Consider the following 14,468-nt stretch of genomic DNA (forward strand, 5'->3'; position numbering starts at 1 on the left):
CTCTATTTACATGTTATCCACTTATGACATTCGAATTGCTAGATGGTTACTTTCATGATTTCCCCAGTTTCAAGGTAACTCTTTAAATTGCTTAAAATGAAAGGCCATCCGTTATTTAATCCTCTAAAGGTATTGGGTTCATCTACATAATCTGCGTCCATTAAATTCTCATGAATCAATGTAAGTTTCACGATGTCTTCGCTTATTTCTTGTAAATGAAAGGTGACGACAGTCGGCTCTAACCGAATCGTTTCATCGGACACACTCTCCCATGTGTAAGACATTTCCTGGTGAGGTTCGTAGCTCAAAATTTCTCCGAAATCCGTCACTTCACCTCGAGAATATTCTACTCGCGAGCCCACTTGCCAATCAGATTGAATGGCAGTTCCAAAAAAGTATTGTTCCGTATGATTTGTATTTGTCAAAGCATCCCAAACTTTCTCTGCTGTTGACGAAATATAGGTTACATATTGATAAGTAGATGGTTTCATAAAGATCCTCCTAGTAATTTGGATTATTTGTGTTTAGTTCTCGTTCAAACGAAGAAATCCTTTATTTTCAGAGTGAAATCACGAAAAGAGGAGTGTCCCCAACAAAAAAGGCTTTTGGATTTAACCAAAAGCACTAAAAGAGTTTCAGAATCCAGCTAACGTTTTTGCATAGAGAAATGGTGCGGGAAGAATAGTTGGAAGAACAAGTTGTTCAGCATCGGATCTGCTTAGCTTTTTTTCTGCTGCAAAATTGAGTTGAGCCTCAAGAAGCCATATTCTTAATTCTTCATCTATTATTAAATCTATAGCTGTTTCTCCAATTTTGTATCCAGATTTTTCGATCTCGGCTATGGCCTTTTTGCATAGGTCGAAGATGATTGTTTTTAACTGCTCAATTTTTTCAGAATCTAGTTGAAAATATTGATGCAGGGTTTTTTCACCAGGCATCATATTCTCTCTATTGATGAAATTTGAAATGATGCTACCATCTTTAGCTATTTTGGATTCCATACCAGATAAAAACCATTCTTTATTTTGATCTTTGTGTAAATAAATCCTGAAATCGATTTTTTTCCCTGCTATTATACTGGGAATTTCCTGTTGAATTAAATAGGAACCTTTAAGCTTTTTTTTCAGAACCCTATTTAATTGTTTTTTATTTTTAATAAGGATTGTATTGAATGAACCATCCGTTAACTGATAACCTGCTGCATTCTTTTTTAAGTGGAAGATGCCTTTACCTTGAGATTTATTAGATGGCTTTAAATAAATAGAGGTATAGTTTTCTACCATATTCAGCACGGTTTTACTATTTACATATTTAATGGTTTTAGGTATGTGAGATTCTAAATCAGGTTGGTTTATCAGTAATGACCAGAATTTTAGTTTATTAATGGTATTGGGATAATTAAAAATGGGATTAAAGAGTTTAGCTGTTTTTTTTGATAATGAAATTCTATTGTATACAACGTTTGGAAATGGGAAGAGACCTTTGATGAATTCTTTATTTTTTGGCTCGAAATAATACCCTTCGATCGTGTTAGTTATTCTATTGATATTTTTTGGTCTAAACAAAAAAATAAGACCTCTAATTTCTTCATACTTTGCAAAACGTATGAGCATTTGTTGTGGATCATCATAGAACTTTTCCTGAGGAATAAAACCTATAACAGGCCCCATATATAGATTGTTTTCTTGAAAATAACAATCATAAGGCAAGTCAGGAATAATAATAGGGCTAAATGTATTTTGAGGAATCAATAATTGATAGTCTGGTAATTGATTATCAATTATTAAAAAGAGTTCTTTTGACACCTGCCCAAAGTGCAACACGATTCTGTTGGACTTCGTATTGATTTCTTGAAGGGTGAATTGATTTATATGAAGAAAATTCGGATTTGATTGATTTGCTATCTTGATTAAAAACAGTATAAACATCTCCTTTTGAATAGTTAAAAAATAAGTATTTGTAACGTTCTATAGGCATTAGAGACCTTTAGATACAGCAAGCTGTGCCAACATTAGCGTTGGGTCTAATTTGTCAATTTTTTCATTGAGAAAGGGAAATAAAAGAGGTAATTCACTGCAGCCACCTAAAATGTGCATGACACCTTGATTTGCATAGTCATCTAACATTTTATTGAATGCCTTTAGATACGGATTGGTCTTAAGTAATCCTCCTTTTACACTGCTTATGGCTTCATTCACCATAATTTGTTCTGTATGGCTAGGAATGATTAAAGTAACAGCGGTTTCTTGAAATGCCTTTTGATATAACCTTGTATGAATAGTCGTGTGAGTAGCAAGTAGTAGAACCGTCGAATTACTTCCATTGATTTGGTTTAATGTGTGGTCAACCGCATTAGTAATCATGTTATAAAAAGGAATAGTAATGGAGTCACTAATTTCCTGATACCAGATATGCGCCGTATTACACGGCATGATAATAAAGTCCGCTCCTGCTTTTTGAAGAATTTGTGCACCTTTAATAAGCTCTGGTAAAGGAGATTCGCTCCCTGGATTTAAAGCGTTCATGCGAGGTGGGATTTTGGGGTTATTATTAATAATAATGTGGAGATGATCCTGATCCGAAATCGCTGGTGTGTTGGAAATAATTTTATTAAATAAATCAACTGTGGCTGATGGTCCCATCCCTCCGAGAATTCCAATTGTTTTAGACAGATTAATCTCCCTCCTAGTTTTGATTTGTCCTACTCTACTGATTTTGAATACCTTTATAGTCTATTCACGAGAAAACAATAAATATAGACGTAATACATAGACGGTTAACTAGAAAACAACAAGGGAAAATCGTTTAGTTGTAAATTTTCCTTACTTAGTTGTAAAAATAGAGCATTTAGTTGTAATTTTGACCACTTTAGTTGTAAAATTCACGACTTTAGTTGTAATAGTAAAATAACGGAACTTTTAAAGAGGAGTATTACCTACAGAAATGGCTTTTGGCTATAGCCAAAAGCAGTAATAACGCTTCTAAACGATATAGATAGGTTCATGTGGCTAGAAATTGCATTTCGAAGGTGGCAATGTATAGAATATTTCCCAAAACTGACAAAAAGGTTTCTCGATGAGCGGTCGATTTGAGAGCGACAATCCTTTACAATAGGAAGATATGGTTTGGACGGGTTAGGAGTGTGTAACGCAGTGAATGTAGTGAAAAGTTCGGATATAACGCGATGTAATTTGTCCGTGAGTAGCCGGTTTAGGAAGAGTAAACCGAAAATGGCTGAAGAGATGACTAGCTTGTTAAATGCGTCTCCGATCCTCAATGTTCATATGGAACGTCTTTCAGATGGCCAAGTGAATCAAAAACGAGTGTCATTATATATAGAATCAGAAACAGTATCAGGTACCCCAGTAATGGAGTGCGAATGGATTGGTAATGGGCTTGAGGTTGCTCATTTCTATGTCACTAAAAAGCGCTTGCAATTAGGCAATAACAGACATATGCAAGCGAAGATGGCGTTTGATCGAAAAGGTCTTGTATCAACAGAAATGACGCTTTCTCTATACAGAATCATTCAGGCTCTACCCATAGCTTCAGAACAATCGGAGTACGTAAAGAAACGAATTTCTAGCTGGGAATCTTATTTGCGTGTAATGGAACGAAATGCAGATGTAGAGAGACTTGAAATCGGGATTCGTGGCGCTCGCATAAGTTTGGATTTTCGAAAAGTAACATTTGAGCTACAGAAGCTGCCAAATGGTTTTGATAAGTATTACAAAAAATCGGCCGTTAAATTAGTCGAGACAAACCAAAGCCTCGGGAGTGTTGTGCAAGTCCAAATGGGCAAACGAACAATCGATGTGGAACTCGGTAAAGATCTTCAAGAAAAGGCGAGAGAAGGTAAATGGAGAGTTCCAGTTAGCGGAAAGCTCGCTTTCGATAATGTAGCGGAAATGGCACAAATCAATCGTCTGAAGGATGGTTTCAAACGGCTAGAAAACGGTTGGGCTGTCAATCCAAACCTAGAGAAACTGCTTTTTGAGAAACGTCCAACGGTGCGAAAAGGGAAAGTTCCTGAAGATTTAACCTTCAAGCAAAATCTCAACGATTTTCAAAGACAAGCGGTAGAAGGTGCAATTGCCGCACAGGATTTGTATGTCATACAAGGGCCGCCTGGAACAGGGAAGACCACAGTCATCTCTGAAATTTGCTACCAACATTCGAAGATGGGGTTAAAAACGCTTGTTGCGTCACAATCAAATTTGGCGGTAGATAATGCACTTGGAAAACTGATGACGGATCAAGACATTCGAATTTTACGAATCGGCCGTAGCGAAAGTATCGAAGAAGAAGGGCAGCGTTTTGTAGAAGAAAAAGTTGCTCTTTACTGGAAGGAGCAGACGCTATCTTCTATTCAAACACATGTCAATCAATTCGAAATAGAAGGACAGGCCTTACTTTCTTCTATTAAAGAAACAGAAACGACGATTCGAAATTTGAAGTATGAAATAGCGGATTTGGAATCGAAGAAAATCGAAAAGAATCAAGCGAAAGAGAAGCTAATTAAGCTTAAGCTCGATTTAACTACTAGTCACACTTACGTTCAAGAATTGAATCGTAAAAAAGCCCAAGTCGATTTTCATTTTGACATGAGCAAGGATTTATTAGAGGATGCACAAAGTCGTCATGAGAGATTACAAGGTCAAGTAACTCTTTTCTCAGGAACCGGTGAATTCGCAAAGCATCAAACTCGACTTCAAGATGAAATTCAAAAACTTCAGAAACAGTTGAAGTATTTGCAAATTGAAACAGCTCTTCAACAAAGAAGAATTGAGCGACAGGAGTTAGCGGATAAGCTGAAGACCTATTCAGCTATACAAGTGACTTTGGAGAACATAGCTAAGCAAATTCAAAGTGTTAAAAAAATCACCGACCTACAATCGTTGATTGGCAATGAACCATGGACTCGCGCTTCAGAAATCCGTTCAATTATTCATCATATGGACCGATTACGTCTGAACTATCAATCTTCTATCCAAGCTGGAGGCAACCAATCCGAAATAGATGTGACCCTAAATAAAGCCATTGTCTATGCGGAACAGCAGCTGAATGCGCATCAATATAACATGAAGATGCTGGCTAAGAAGATATCGATGCTACCAACTTTAGAAGGATCTAAATTAGAGGCACCTTACGTAAACAAAGTGGTGGATGCTTTTCGAGAATATGCAAAAAAAATGAAAGGGTTCCGTGAGCCTTTAAATCAAAACGATAGACAAAAACTATCTTCCATTTATGAACATATGATGGTTTTAAAAGTGTCTAAATCCAAGACTTTGAAAAATCTCGGTGCACAAGAAAAAGGCAATGAGCAAATAAAGAACGAAATTATCACTACCTTTGAAAAGCTGAAAGAGGTCGTGGGACAAGTACTGGGGAAGCATCAGCAAGAAATTGATACGGAGTTATCTTTAATGAGCCCACAACTTAATGAACTAGACGATTTGATTGTTTCTATTGAAAAGACCCTTGCCGAACTGGGAGTCAATAAAGAGGTATTCGCACCAATCGTCGAAGTGGAAAAGGTTCTGGCAGAAAAAGAACTAGAACTTAAGCAAATGGGAACAGAAGAAAGTTATATAGAAGGTTTAGTCGAAACAACTTCCGCTCAACAAGCGGTGGTACAAAAACGCAAGCAAGAAATGACTCAATTCAACCATACGATGAATGAAATCGATCAAAAGATGGATGATGAACAGATGAAACAAACGGCTTTCGGTAAAGAAGTGACTGATTTAGAAGCAATCGTTCTAATCGACGTAGAAACTGTATTGCTCGAAGTTAAATCGACTCATGAAAAAATTTCTTTGCAATTAAATGAGTTAAAGAGAAAAGAAACCTTCTTGAATGTATCGAATGACATTCGTCTGGAATGGCAAGAGATGCTTGGTGAATCAACAGCTTACGATTTAGATGAAATCAAGAAGTTGTATATCCAGTATGCGAATGTCATTGGCGTTACTTGCTCGATTTCTGCGAGTAAAGATTTTGTAAACCAATACCCCGATTTTGACGTAGTCATTATTGATGAAGTGTCGAAAGCGACGCCACCGGAATTACTATTGCCCATGTTAAAAGGGAAGAAAATCATTTTAGTAGGCGACCATCATCAATTACCTCCTTTAGTCGGGCAGGACACGATGGATGAAGTGTTGGAAGATATAAAAGATCCATCAGAAAAAGCTGAATTAAAATCAATTTTGAAAGAATCCATTTTTGAGCGTTTATTTAAGGATTTGCCTGAAGACAGCAAAACGACTCTTCGTATTCAATATCGAATGCATGAGCACATTATGGAAACCATCAATCCTTTTTACCTCGAAAAGAATTATGGATTGGAGTGTGGGCTGGTCAATTCCAATAAAGAGCGAGATCACTTGCTTGATGGCAAGTTGTTTAAACGGGGACAGCATATTCTTTGGTACGATATGCCGAATGAGAGAGGTTTCTTAGAGGAACGGGAACAACATAGCCGCAGCTTTTTCAATGCAGCGGAGCTGAAGCAAACCCGTGAATTGTTGCTCGATTTGAACCAGGCAACTGCATCAGCGAAAAGAGAAGGTCGTTTAGATGCGCATGTGAAGAAAAAGGTGGGTATCATCAGTTTCTACGGGGAACAAGTGAAGAAAGTGAACCGTTTGCTCAGTCAGGAACTTGACCTTCCACATCTGCATTGCAGAACAGGTACTGTCGATAAGTTCCAAGGGATGGAAATGGACGTTATCATCTTGAGCTTCGTAAGGAATCATCTTCAGCCAGATGGAAACATTGGGTTCCTGAAAGATTACCGACGATTGAACGTTGCGCTTTCGAGAGCACGTGAGCTTCTAATGATTGTCGGCAGCGTGGAGATGTTTACACAAAAAGCACATGGAGAATCACAAAAAGCCATGTTCCAACATGTTTTAAAGGTAGTGGAGCAACACAAAGGGCTGAAAGAATTGGAAACTAGCGTAGGCAGGAAGTGATCGTTTGACTAAAAATCTGCAAGTAGAGGCAGAAATATCAAAAATATCGGCCATGTTGCTAGAGCAATCCCATTTGCGCTTACTGGGTAGTGACAACTGGGCTTTTCCTCTGCAACTAGCAGATATACAGATGAAAACGGTTGTTCGGAGTCAAATGGACGTATTGATGAAAATGATTCTGAAAATCTTAGAGAGATTGGAAGTAAAACAGCCGAACGAAATCAGTGAATTGCTGGCGGTTGAAACCATTTTTATCGATCATATGCTAGAGTTGATGATTCAAAGCAATATGGTTGAGAAAACAGACACCATCTATCGACTAACCCCTAGTGGCTCCATGCATTTAACCAAAGGTACGTTTGCACATGATCCGATGGACGAAGATGTGGAAATCGCCTATAGCCCTTATCATAATGAATCCTTGGAGCGAGATATTGGTCGCAACATATTAGATGAGGACGAAAAGATGCCGGATTTCCGGTTTGAAAATGAAACCGACTTGGTTGATGTAAAGAACCTGAATGAATTACACATCAGACAAATGATAGAGAATTCGGGTTATGAATTTTTAGTTGAAAATGGCCAAAAAGTAATTGAAGAAATATGTTCGATTGACCTGAAGGAGAGCTTGCGAGCAGTATGCCTCGAATTCCATTTACACGACCGCACGGAAGATACAGTTTTTATAAGGGTTTGGAATACATGGACGGGTAAATTTGACCCGCTATTTGAAAATGAACTCAATCAAAAAGAAGCCACTAGATTGCGCAAATTGTATATTGGTTAGATGATATAGTTGCTTAAAAATAAGTAAAAAAATACCCCCAGCAATCGGTGGTAAACCTGATTGCTAGGGGTATTTGCGTATTGGGTTATGTTAATTTTTGTTTTTCAAGTATCGGTCTTAATCTAAAGCCGAACAAACCTGCAAGTATTGCGAGTATGAGATCTTTAGGCAAGGGAACGGCCATCCATGCCCAAGCCATTTTGTATGAAAAGCCTTCTGGTGCTGAAAACCAAAGCTTATAAGCTGCGTACATCCAGTTAGTACCGAACAGATAGTTAAATGCAGTTCCTGCTAATGCGGCTACTACAAAGCCAACTTTTGTCGGGAACTTTTCAACAATGAGACCAGCAATGTATGCGATGCCTATAAAGGAAAGAATAAAGCCGAAAGTCGGACTGATGATTGTGTCGAGGCCACCAGAAAAGCCAGCGAAGACAGGTAATCCAGCTAAACCGATTAATGCATATACAAGCATCGCGATTGCACCAGTTCGTTTTCCTAGTAAAAGACCGGCAAGTATGGCGAAGAATGTTTGAAGTGTAATTGGAACACCGCCGATGATTAAAAATGCAGAAATATTGGCACCAATCATCATTAACGCCGCAAACATCGCCGTTTGTACCAATAGTAACGTGCGTGAATGGTTGGTTGTTCTTGTTGTTGTGGAACTAGTCATATGAACCCTCCAGAAACTTAATATAGCAACAGTATAAAAGAAAATGAGTTTATATGTCAACGTGTTTTTGTTTTTGGTTAACGTAAAATTAGATAATCTTCCATATGGAGGATAGTGACCTAAGAAACTAACTCTTTATAGAATGGAAGCAAAATAATATCCAAGCTATGTTCATTTTTTGCTGTTATTTCGTGTACTCGTAGGTAATTGTCCCATTCCCATTTAACTCATAGGCAATATTCTCAGCTTGGAATATCATAATCATTTTTAGTTGTCTTTGTGATGAATTTTGGTTGAAATGTGAGCTTAATAGAGTAAGTTCATCATGTGTAGTTTGTGATTTTTGTCTCTTAAGAGTATCTGTCATTTTATGAACCAGTTTAAATTGGTCGTCGTAATAAGATTTCAATGGTTGGAGACGGCTATCGAGTGTAGCTGTTTGTGCTTGCAGAAGATATAAGTGTTGAACAATTTCATCGACTTTAGTGATGGTTAATACGTTTTGATTATAGTGATTCATAAGTGTGTTTATGTCATCATTCAGTTTCGTATCGATTTCACTAGTTCGTAAAATATAGTCGTGTATGGCATCGCCTGACTGAGCTGAAGCAGCGGTGTTTCTAGGAAGCGATAGTGATATTGGGGGTTGTGGATTAACCCAAGTAGATAAGGCATAGACGTTCCATAGCAAAACTAACAAACCAACTATTCCCCCGATTTGCAGAAATGGCTTTTTGTACGTAGTTATTCTTCTAGGTTTTTCACTTTCATATCGATCTTCACGATAGCTGTATACATCGCGTCTGCGACTTTTAGATTGCTGTTTTTCTTTTTCGGCCATAGCCTTTCTGAATTCGCGTTGCTGCTTATTTAACATTAGTTCCTCCGTGAGTGAATCGTTTTACCTATTGTATCAAGAAGTGTCGAATTTTGGTATATGTTGGGCAATTATTCCGAAAAATGTTTCATTAAATCTTGTGTGAAGCAGAATAAAGAAAGTGAATGAATTCGTTTCTACATTTCTCATAATTCTTAAAGCAGGTAGAATAAAAAACGAGCCGCGATAAGTCGCAGCTCATTTCTTTCATTATTAAAGTAATATTCACATTAGCCCTTTTTAACAAATTCGGATTTTAATTGCATGGCGCCAAAGCCTTCAATCTTACAATCAATATCATGATCCCCATCAACTAAACGGATACTTTTTACTTTAGTCCCTATTTTTAAGGTAGACGAACTTCCTTTTACTTTGAGATCTTTGATGATCGTTACAGAATCACCATCGTTTAAGACATTGCCATTTGCATCTCTAACAACTTTTATCTCTTCAGTCGCTTCAGTTTCCCCTACTAACGTCCACTCATGGGCACATTCTGGGCAAATTAACAGAGTTCCATCTTCGTACGTGTATGCTGAATTACATTTTGGGCAATGTGGTAAATCAACCATAATTTCATTTCCTCCATTCGATATTGCTAATTCTGTTTTAAAAGAATGAACTTTATTTCCTTTTTACAACCCCTCAATAACAACCATTTAGAAGTCGATAGTAAAAAGTGAAATAGTTTCTTCTATTATATATGTAAACTTGTTAGGGTTCTTGGTTATTTAAAAAGATGTCCTAATAATCGAGAAGGAATTATAGGGAGTTCACTTGAAAAGAAATTATTATCTCTATATCGTCTAAAGTGAACTGACTTTAGGATGTTGATTAATGCTGAGAGGAGAAACCCTTCATCATAAGAAAGAATTATTTAGAACGGAGCTGTCCAAAAAGTCCTTTTCTGTAATTGATTTCGTTGCAACTATTCAATAATCATCTAAAATATCAGTCTCATTGCAAAAAAAGGTTTCTATATCTCCGTATAGTCGAGATATGGAGTAAAACAGCGTAGACTCCAGCGGGAAAAGCGCAGTGTCGAAATCCACTCGAACGATCAGTTCGAGTTAGTTCGGCGCAAGCCCGCAGAAAGCGTAGCAGTTTTGCGGAATATCAACCTCATATTGTTTTGAATATAGATTAACAACAATTTCTAATGAGTATCTATAATTTAACCACCCAAAAGTAATCACCTAGATTCTCTTTATTGAGAGCAGTGGTTACTTTTTTATTTTATGAATATACGATACTACCAACGGTATGAGATTCACCATGAATAAAACATACGAGATGCGCATAGTTTAGAGAATTGAGAGTTGCTGTTGATTTAGCAATCTTAAAAAAGTAGTCGAGAGTGATTTTTCAGTCCCCGTAACAAGCCATTCGTTTCAGATGGACAAACATATGATAGATGCTAATCATGATTAATTCTATTCCTCGAAACGCACGCTTTCGTAATTCAATATAAATTGGATTTGCGAAATAGGGATGCAGAAGAAACGAATATAGATTTAAAAATAAAAGGGGGAATTGAAATGAAGAAGAAAGTAGTTTTTATTATCATCAGTTTTTTTCTAATTAGTTTGATTGCAGGTTGTAACTTTGGAGGGAAAGAAAAAAGTAGTGAAGGAAAAGAAAATGATAAGAGTGTATTGAATCGCATGGAAAAATCCAACGTACTGAATGTTGCTTTTGAAGGCACATATCCTCCATTTAATTTCCTAGATGATAATGATGAATTCCAAGGTTTTGATGTAGATATTTCCAATGAAATTGCAGAAAGATTAGGTGTTAAAGCCAACTTTATTGCGACAAAATGGGATGGATTAATTGGCGGATTAAAGGCTGATAAATTCGATATCATCATTGGACAAATGACTGTTACGGAAGAACGGAAAAAAAGTGTCGATTTCACTGATCCCTATGTTATTACTGGTTCTGTTTTAGTTACTCGAGAGGATACGAACGACATTACGAAACTCGAAGACATTAAAGGCAAGAAAGTTGGCGTAGGTGGCGGTACCACTTTTGAAGAAGTTGCCAATAGTGTGGAAGGTGCAGATGTTAAGTTGTATAAAGCAGTCAGTGATTACATTCAAGACCTTACGAATGAACGATTAGATGTCATTATTAACGACCAGCTATTAATAAGCTACAACATTAAAGAAAATAAGCTTCCTATTAAAATTGCCAGCGGTATTGTTAATAAAGACGAAATTGGAATGGCGGTAAATAAGGGCAATGAAGATTTTATTAAAAAGGTAAATACAGCATTAAAAGAAATGAAAGATGATGGGACCTATAACGAAATTTATAAAAAATGGTTCGGGACGGATCCAATACAAAACTAGTAATAGGTTTATTTTTTAAGCATAGAGAATTCAAATGGTATTTCTCTATGCTTGATTTTTTTACCCCATATGTTCATTGATAGGGAGGCTAGTTCATTTGCATATTGTTATTTTAGGGACAGGGATGATTGGGACAACCGTTGTTTGTGAAATTGCGAAATTTGATGGGATTGATTCAGTCACTGCTGTGGACGTGAGACAAGAAAGTATTGATAAGTGTCTGGAGATCGCAAATAATCCAAAAGTGGTAGGCAAAGTAGCCACACTTGAAAGTGAAGAAGATATTGCGAAAGTGTTAATAGATGCTGATGTAGCGGTGGCATGCCTTCCGCATTCATTAAGTCTTCTCGCCATCAAAGCAGCAATCGCATCAAAATGCCATTTAGTAGACTTAGTCGGATCTAGGTTTAATGAAAAAAGGGCATTGCATAAAGAAGCACAAGCGGCAGGTGTAATTATTGTACCTGGGTGTGGGGTGGCTCCTGGAATCACGAACTTTCTAGCTGCGCAAGGGATTGAGATGCTTGATGAAGCTGATGAAGCAGTGATGATTTGCGGTGGTATTCCTAGACATCCGATTCCACCATTATGGTATCAAGTTGTATTTCGCCTTGAAAGTGTGTTGGGACTGTATACAAAACCTGCTCTGGCAGTTGAAAACGGGGAACTTGTACAATTACTTCCTCTTACAGGACTAGAAAAAATTACGTTTCCAGAGCCTGTGGGGGTCTGTGAAAGTGTTATAACAGATGCCCATAGTACAGCCTATGTTCTTAAGGATAAAGTGAAAAATCTATATGAACGAACAGTTCGTTATCCAGGACATTGGGGAAAAATGAATGTCTTGAGTGAATTGGGATTCTTCGATAATGATGCTATTTCAGTCGGTGGATTATCGATAACGCCACGAGCATTTTCAGAAAAAATTCTTGCGCCAAAAATGGTAGGAAACACAAATGAAGATATTACGGTATTGCGCGTTGAAGTACGTGGCATAAAAGACGGGAAATCAACAAAGTATACGTGGCAAATGGTGGACTTTTATGATCATGGACGGAGAATCACTTCTATGGCTAAAACGACTGCTATTCCTGCTGCGTTAGTGGCTAAATGGATTGCTCTGAAAAAAATTACCGAAACTGGAGTTATTCCTATAGAGACCATCATAGTTAGAGAGAGATTCGAGCCTTTTATAAATGAAATGAGTCGTTTAGGAATCAACATTGACTTCAATGAGGAAGTATATATATATGGTCAATCTAACTGGTAGCTAGTCTGAGAGGAGGAGGATTTATGGACCCCACAATCATTATTGATTCATTGCCATCCTTACTTAAAGCTACGTTAATGACAATTTTTTTGGCAGGAATTTCTATCGTAATTGCACTTGTGATTGGATTTTTCACCGCAATCATAAGAATAGTAAAAGTAAGAATCCTAAATGGAATTGCGAATGTCTATGTTTCCATTATTCGCGGAACTCCACTTCTGGTTCAAATTTTTGTTATTTACTATGGATTGCCCCAAATAGGAATTGCTCTTGATCCAATATCTTCAGGGATTTTAGCGTTAAGTTTAAATGCAGGTGCGTATCTCTCTGAATCGTTTCGTTCATCTATATTAGCAGTGGATAATGGACAGATGGAAGCTTCAATGGCAATGGGGATGACTTATTCGCAAGCATTAAGGAGAATTATTCTTCCACAAAGTCTACGAATAGCGATTCCTACATTGTCCAATTCGTTTATCGTGTTGATCAAAGATACATCGCTCGTTTCGGTAATTACTGTAACCGAATTATTGCAAATGTCGAGTTTGATTATCGCAAAAACCTTTGAACCTCTTACCATTTATTTAGTGGCTGCTGCGATTTATTGGGTATTAATATCATTCTTCACTACCTTACTAGATAAACTTGAAATTAAATCATCCAGATACTTGGTACGATAAGCACCTGATTTGAACATACGAATGTTAGGAGATTGCCATGAGTATTATTCAAATTCACCAATTAAAAAAGAGCTTTGGAGCGAATGAAGTTTTGCAGGGAATTGACTTAACGGTAAATAAAAGCGAAGTGGTCGTTATTATGGGTCCAAGTGGTTCAGGAAAATCTACTTTGTTGCGTTGTTTAAACTTTTTAGAAGAACCATCGGAAGGAATTATTCAAATTGGCGACTTTCAAGTAACTACAGGTGGAAAAATAGACAGCAAAAGAAAAAAAGCGATAAGAGAGCTGAGAAAAAGAACAGGTTTTGTTTTTCAATCGTTCAATCTATTTCCCCACAAAACAGCGATTCAAAATGTCATGGAAGGTCCAATCGTTATTCACGGAGCTAAGAAAGAAGAAGCAAGAAAGTTAGGGGAAGCTCTTCTTATCAAAGTAGGACTTGGTGATCGATGTGATTACTATCCTGCTCAATTGTCCGGTGGTCAACAGCAACGAGTAGCTATAGCTAGGTCACTAGCCTTGAATCCGATGGTGATGCTCTATGATGAACCGACTTCTGCTTTGGATCCTGAACTTGTAAGAGAAGTGCTACAAGTTATTAAAGATTTGGCTCAAGAAGGAATGACGATGATCATTGTTACACACGAAATGAGCTTTGCGAAAGATGTAGCCGACAGGGTCGTTTTTATGGATAACGGAGTAATAGTGGAACAAGGAACATCAGAAGAAATCTTCGGAAATCCTAAAGAAGAAAGAACAAAACAATTTTTGTCATCAGTAGAATAGTAAGTTAACAAGCGGCTGAGATTGAATATTTAGCTGCTTTTTTGTGCGCAAAAA

General features: G+C 37.3%; 12 protein-coding genes. 6 read left to right on the top strand and 6 right to left on the bottom strand.

Annotated elements, in window-relative coordinates:
• Positions 1 to 38: 38 nt before the first annotated feature.
• The 3 genes from ACFPYN_RS15125 to ACFPYN_RS15135 all read right to left on the bottom strand — a co-directional run bounded on the left by ACFPYN_RS15125 (position 39) and on the right by ACFPYN_RS15135 (position 2,729).
• Positions 39 to 491, bottom strand: coding sequence for an SRPBCC family protein (locus tag ACFPYN_RS15125; protein ID WP_377735318.1), 453 nt, complete (start codon positions 489 to 491; stop codon positions 39 to 41).
• Positions 492 to 635: 144 nt separating this feature from the next.
• Positions 636 to 1,805: a YheC/YheD family endospore coat-associated protein gene (locus tag ACFPYN_RS15130; protein ID WP_377735319.1), complete on the bottom strand. Its 1,170-nt coding sequence runs from the start codon at positions 1,803 to 1,805 to the stop codon at positions 636 to 638.
• A 171-nt stretch (positions 1,806 to 1,976) separates the two neighbouring features.
• Complete coding sequence (locus ACFPYN_RS15135) at positions 1,977 to 2,729, bottom strand: aspartate/glutamate racemase family protein (RefSeq protein WP_377735863.1); 753 nt, start codon at positions 2,727 to 2,729, stop codon at positions 1,977 to 1,979.
• Between the two features lie 501 nt (positions 2,730 to 3,230).
• Between ACFPYN_RS15135 and ACFPYN_RS15140 the strand changes: the two genes are divergently transcribed.
• The gene (locus ACFPYN_RS15140) at positions 3,231 to 6,983 is read left to right on the top strand and encodes an AAA domain-containing protein (RefSeq protein WP_377735320.1); all 3,753 of its coding nucleotides are present in this window, start codon (positions 3,231 to 3,233) and stop codon (positions 6,981 to 6,983) included.
• A gap of 4 nt (positions 6,984 to 6,987) precedes the next feature.
• Positions 6,988 to 7,770, top strand: coding sequence for a hypothetical protein (locus ACFPYN_RS15145; RefSeq protein ID WP_377735322.1), 783 nt, complete (start codon positions 6,988 to 6,990; stop codon positions 7,768 to 7,770).
• Between the two features lie 85 nt (positions 7,771 to 7,855).
• On the opposite strand, the gene ACFPYN_RS15150 is transcribed toward ACFPYN_RS15145, so the two are convergent.
• From ACFPYN_RS15150 to ACFPYN_RS15160, 3 genes are all read right to left on the bottom strand, one after another.
• Positions 7,856 to 8,446, bottom strand: coding sequence for a biotin transporter BioY (locus ACFPYN_RS15150; RefSeq protein ID WP_377735323.1), 591 nt, complete (start codon positions 8,444 to 8,446; stop codon positions 7,856 to 7,858).
• A 184-nt stretch (positions 8,447 to 8,630) separates the two neighbouring features.
• The gene (locus tag ACFPYN_RS15155) at positions 8,631 to 9,323 is read right to left on the bottom strand and encodes a hypothetical protein (protein ID WP_377735324.1); all 693 of its coding nucleotides are present in this window, start codon (positions 9,321 to 9,323) and stop codon (positions 8,631 to 8,633) included.
• A 230-nt stretch (positions 9,324 to 9,553) separates the two neighbouring features.
• Positions 9,554 to 9,895, bottom strand: a complete 342-nt coding sequence (locus ACFPYN_RS15160) for a zinc ribbon domain-containing protein YjdM (RefSeq protein ID WP_377735326.1) — start codon at positions 9,893 to 9,895, stop codon at positions 9,554 to 9,556.
• A gap of 966 nt (positions 9,896 to 10,861) precedes the next feature.
• On the opposite strand from ACFPYN_RS15160, the gene ACFPYN_RS15165 reads away from it, so the two are divergent.
• The 4 genes from ACFPYN_RS15165 to ACFPYN_RS15180 all read left to right on the top strand — a co-directional run bounded on the left by ACFPYN_RS15165 (position 10,862) and on the right by ACFPYN_RS15180 (position 14,414).
• The gene (locus ACFPYN_RS15165) at positions 10,862 to 11,677 is read left to right on the top strand and encodes a transporter substrate-binding domain-containing protein (RefSeq protein ID WP_377735327.1); all 816 of its coding nucleotides are present in this window, start codon (positions 10,862 to 10,864) and stop codon (positions 11,675 to 11,677) included.
• Between the two features lie 97 nt (positions 11,678 to 11,774).
• Complete coding sequence (locus ACFPYN_RS15170) at positions 11,775 to 12,947, top strand: saccharopine dehydrogenase family protein (protein ID WP_377735328.1); 1,173 nt, start codon at positions 11,775 to 11,777, stop codon at positions 12,945 to 12,947.
• 23 nt (positions 12,948 to 12,970) lie between these two features.
• Positions 12,971 to 13,627: an amino acid ABC transporter permease gene (locus ACFPYN_RS15175; protein ID WP_377735330.1), complete on the top strand. Its 657-nt coding sequence runs from the start codon at positions 12,971 to 12,973 to the stop codon at positions 13,625 to 13,627.
• A 37-nt stretch (positions 13,628 to 13,664) separates the two neighbouring features.
• Positions 13,665 to 14,414: an amino acid ABC transporter ATP-binding protein gene (locus ACFPYN_RS15180; protein ID WP_377735332.1), complete on the top strand. Its 750-nt coding sequence runs from the start codon at positions 13,665 to 13,667 to the stop codon at positions 14,412 to 14,414.
• Positions 14,415 to 14,468: the final 54 nt, after the last annotated feature.

This window comes from Paenisporosarcina macmurdoensis, assembly GCF_042658845.1.
Taxonomy (GTDB): Bacteria; Bacillota; Bacilli; order Bacillales_A; family Planococcaceae; genus Paenisporosarcina; species Paenisporosarcina macmurdoensis.

What these genes read in the sequence shown, in the direction of transcription:
- ACFPYN_RS15125 (WP_377735318.1), bottom strand. Translation starts at nt 491, where the DNA reads ATGAAACCATCTACTTATCAATATGTAACCTATATTTCGTCAACAGCA.
- ACFPYN_RS15140 (WP_377735320.1), top strand. Translation starts at nt 3,231, where the DNA reads ATGGCTGAAGAGATGACTAGCTTGTTAAATGCGTCTCCGATCCTCAAT.
- ACFPYN_RS15150 (WP_377735323.1), bottom strand. Translation starts at nt 8,446, where the DNA reads ATGACTAGTTCCACAACAACAAGAACAACCAACCATTCACGCACGTTA.
- ACFPYN_RS15155 (WP_377735324.1), bottom strand. Translation starts at nt 9,323, where the DNA reads ATGTTAAATAAGCAGCAACGCGAATTCAGAAAGGCTATGGCCGAAAAA.
- ACFPYN_RS15160 (WP_377735326.1), bottom strand. Translation starts at nt 9,895, where the DNA reads ATGGTTGATTTACCACATTGCCCAAAATGTAATTCAGCATACACGTAC.
- ACFPYN_RS15165 (WP_377735327.1), top strand. Translation starts at nt 10,862, where the DNA reads ATGAAGAAGAAAGTAGTTTTTATTATCATCAGTTTTTTTCTAATTAGT.
- ACFPYN_RS15175 (WP_377735330.1), top strand. Translation starts at nt 12,971, where the DNA reads ATGGACCCCACAATCATTATTGATTCATTGCCATCCTTACTTAAAGCT.
- ACFPYN_RS15180 (WP_377735332.1), top strand. Translation starts at nt 13,665, where the DNA reads ATGAGTATTATTCAAATTCACCAATTAAAAAAGAGCTTTGGAGCGAAT.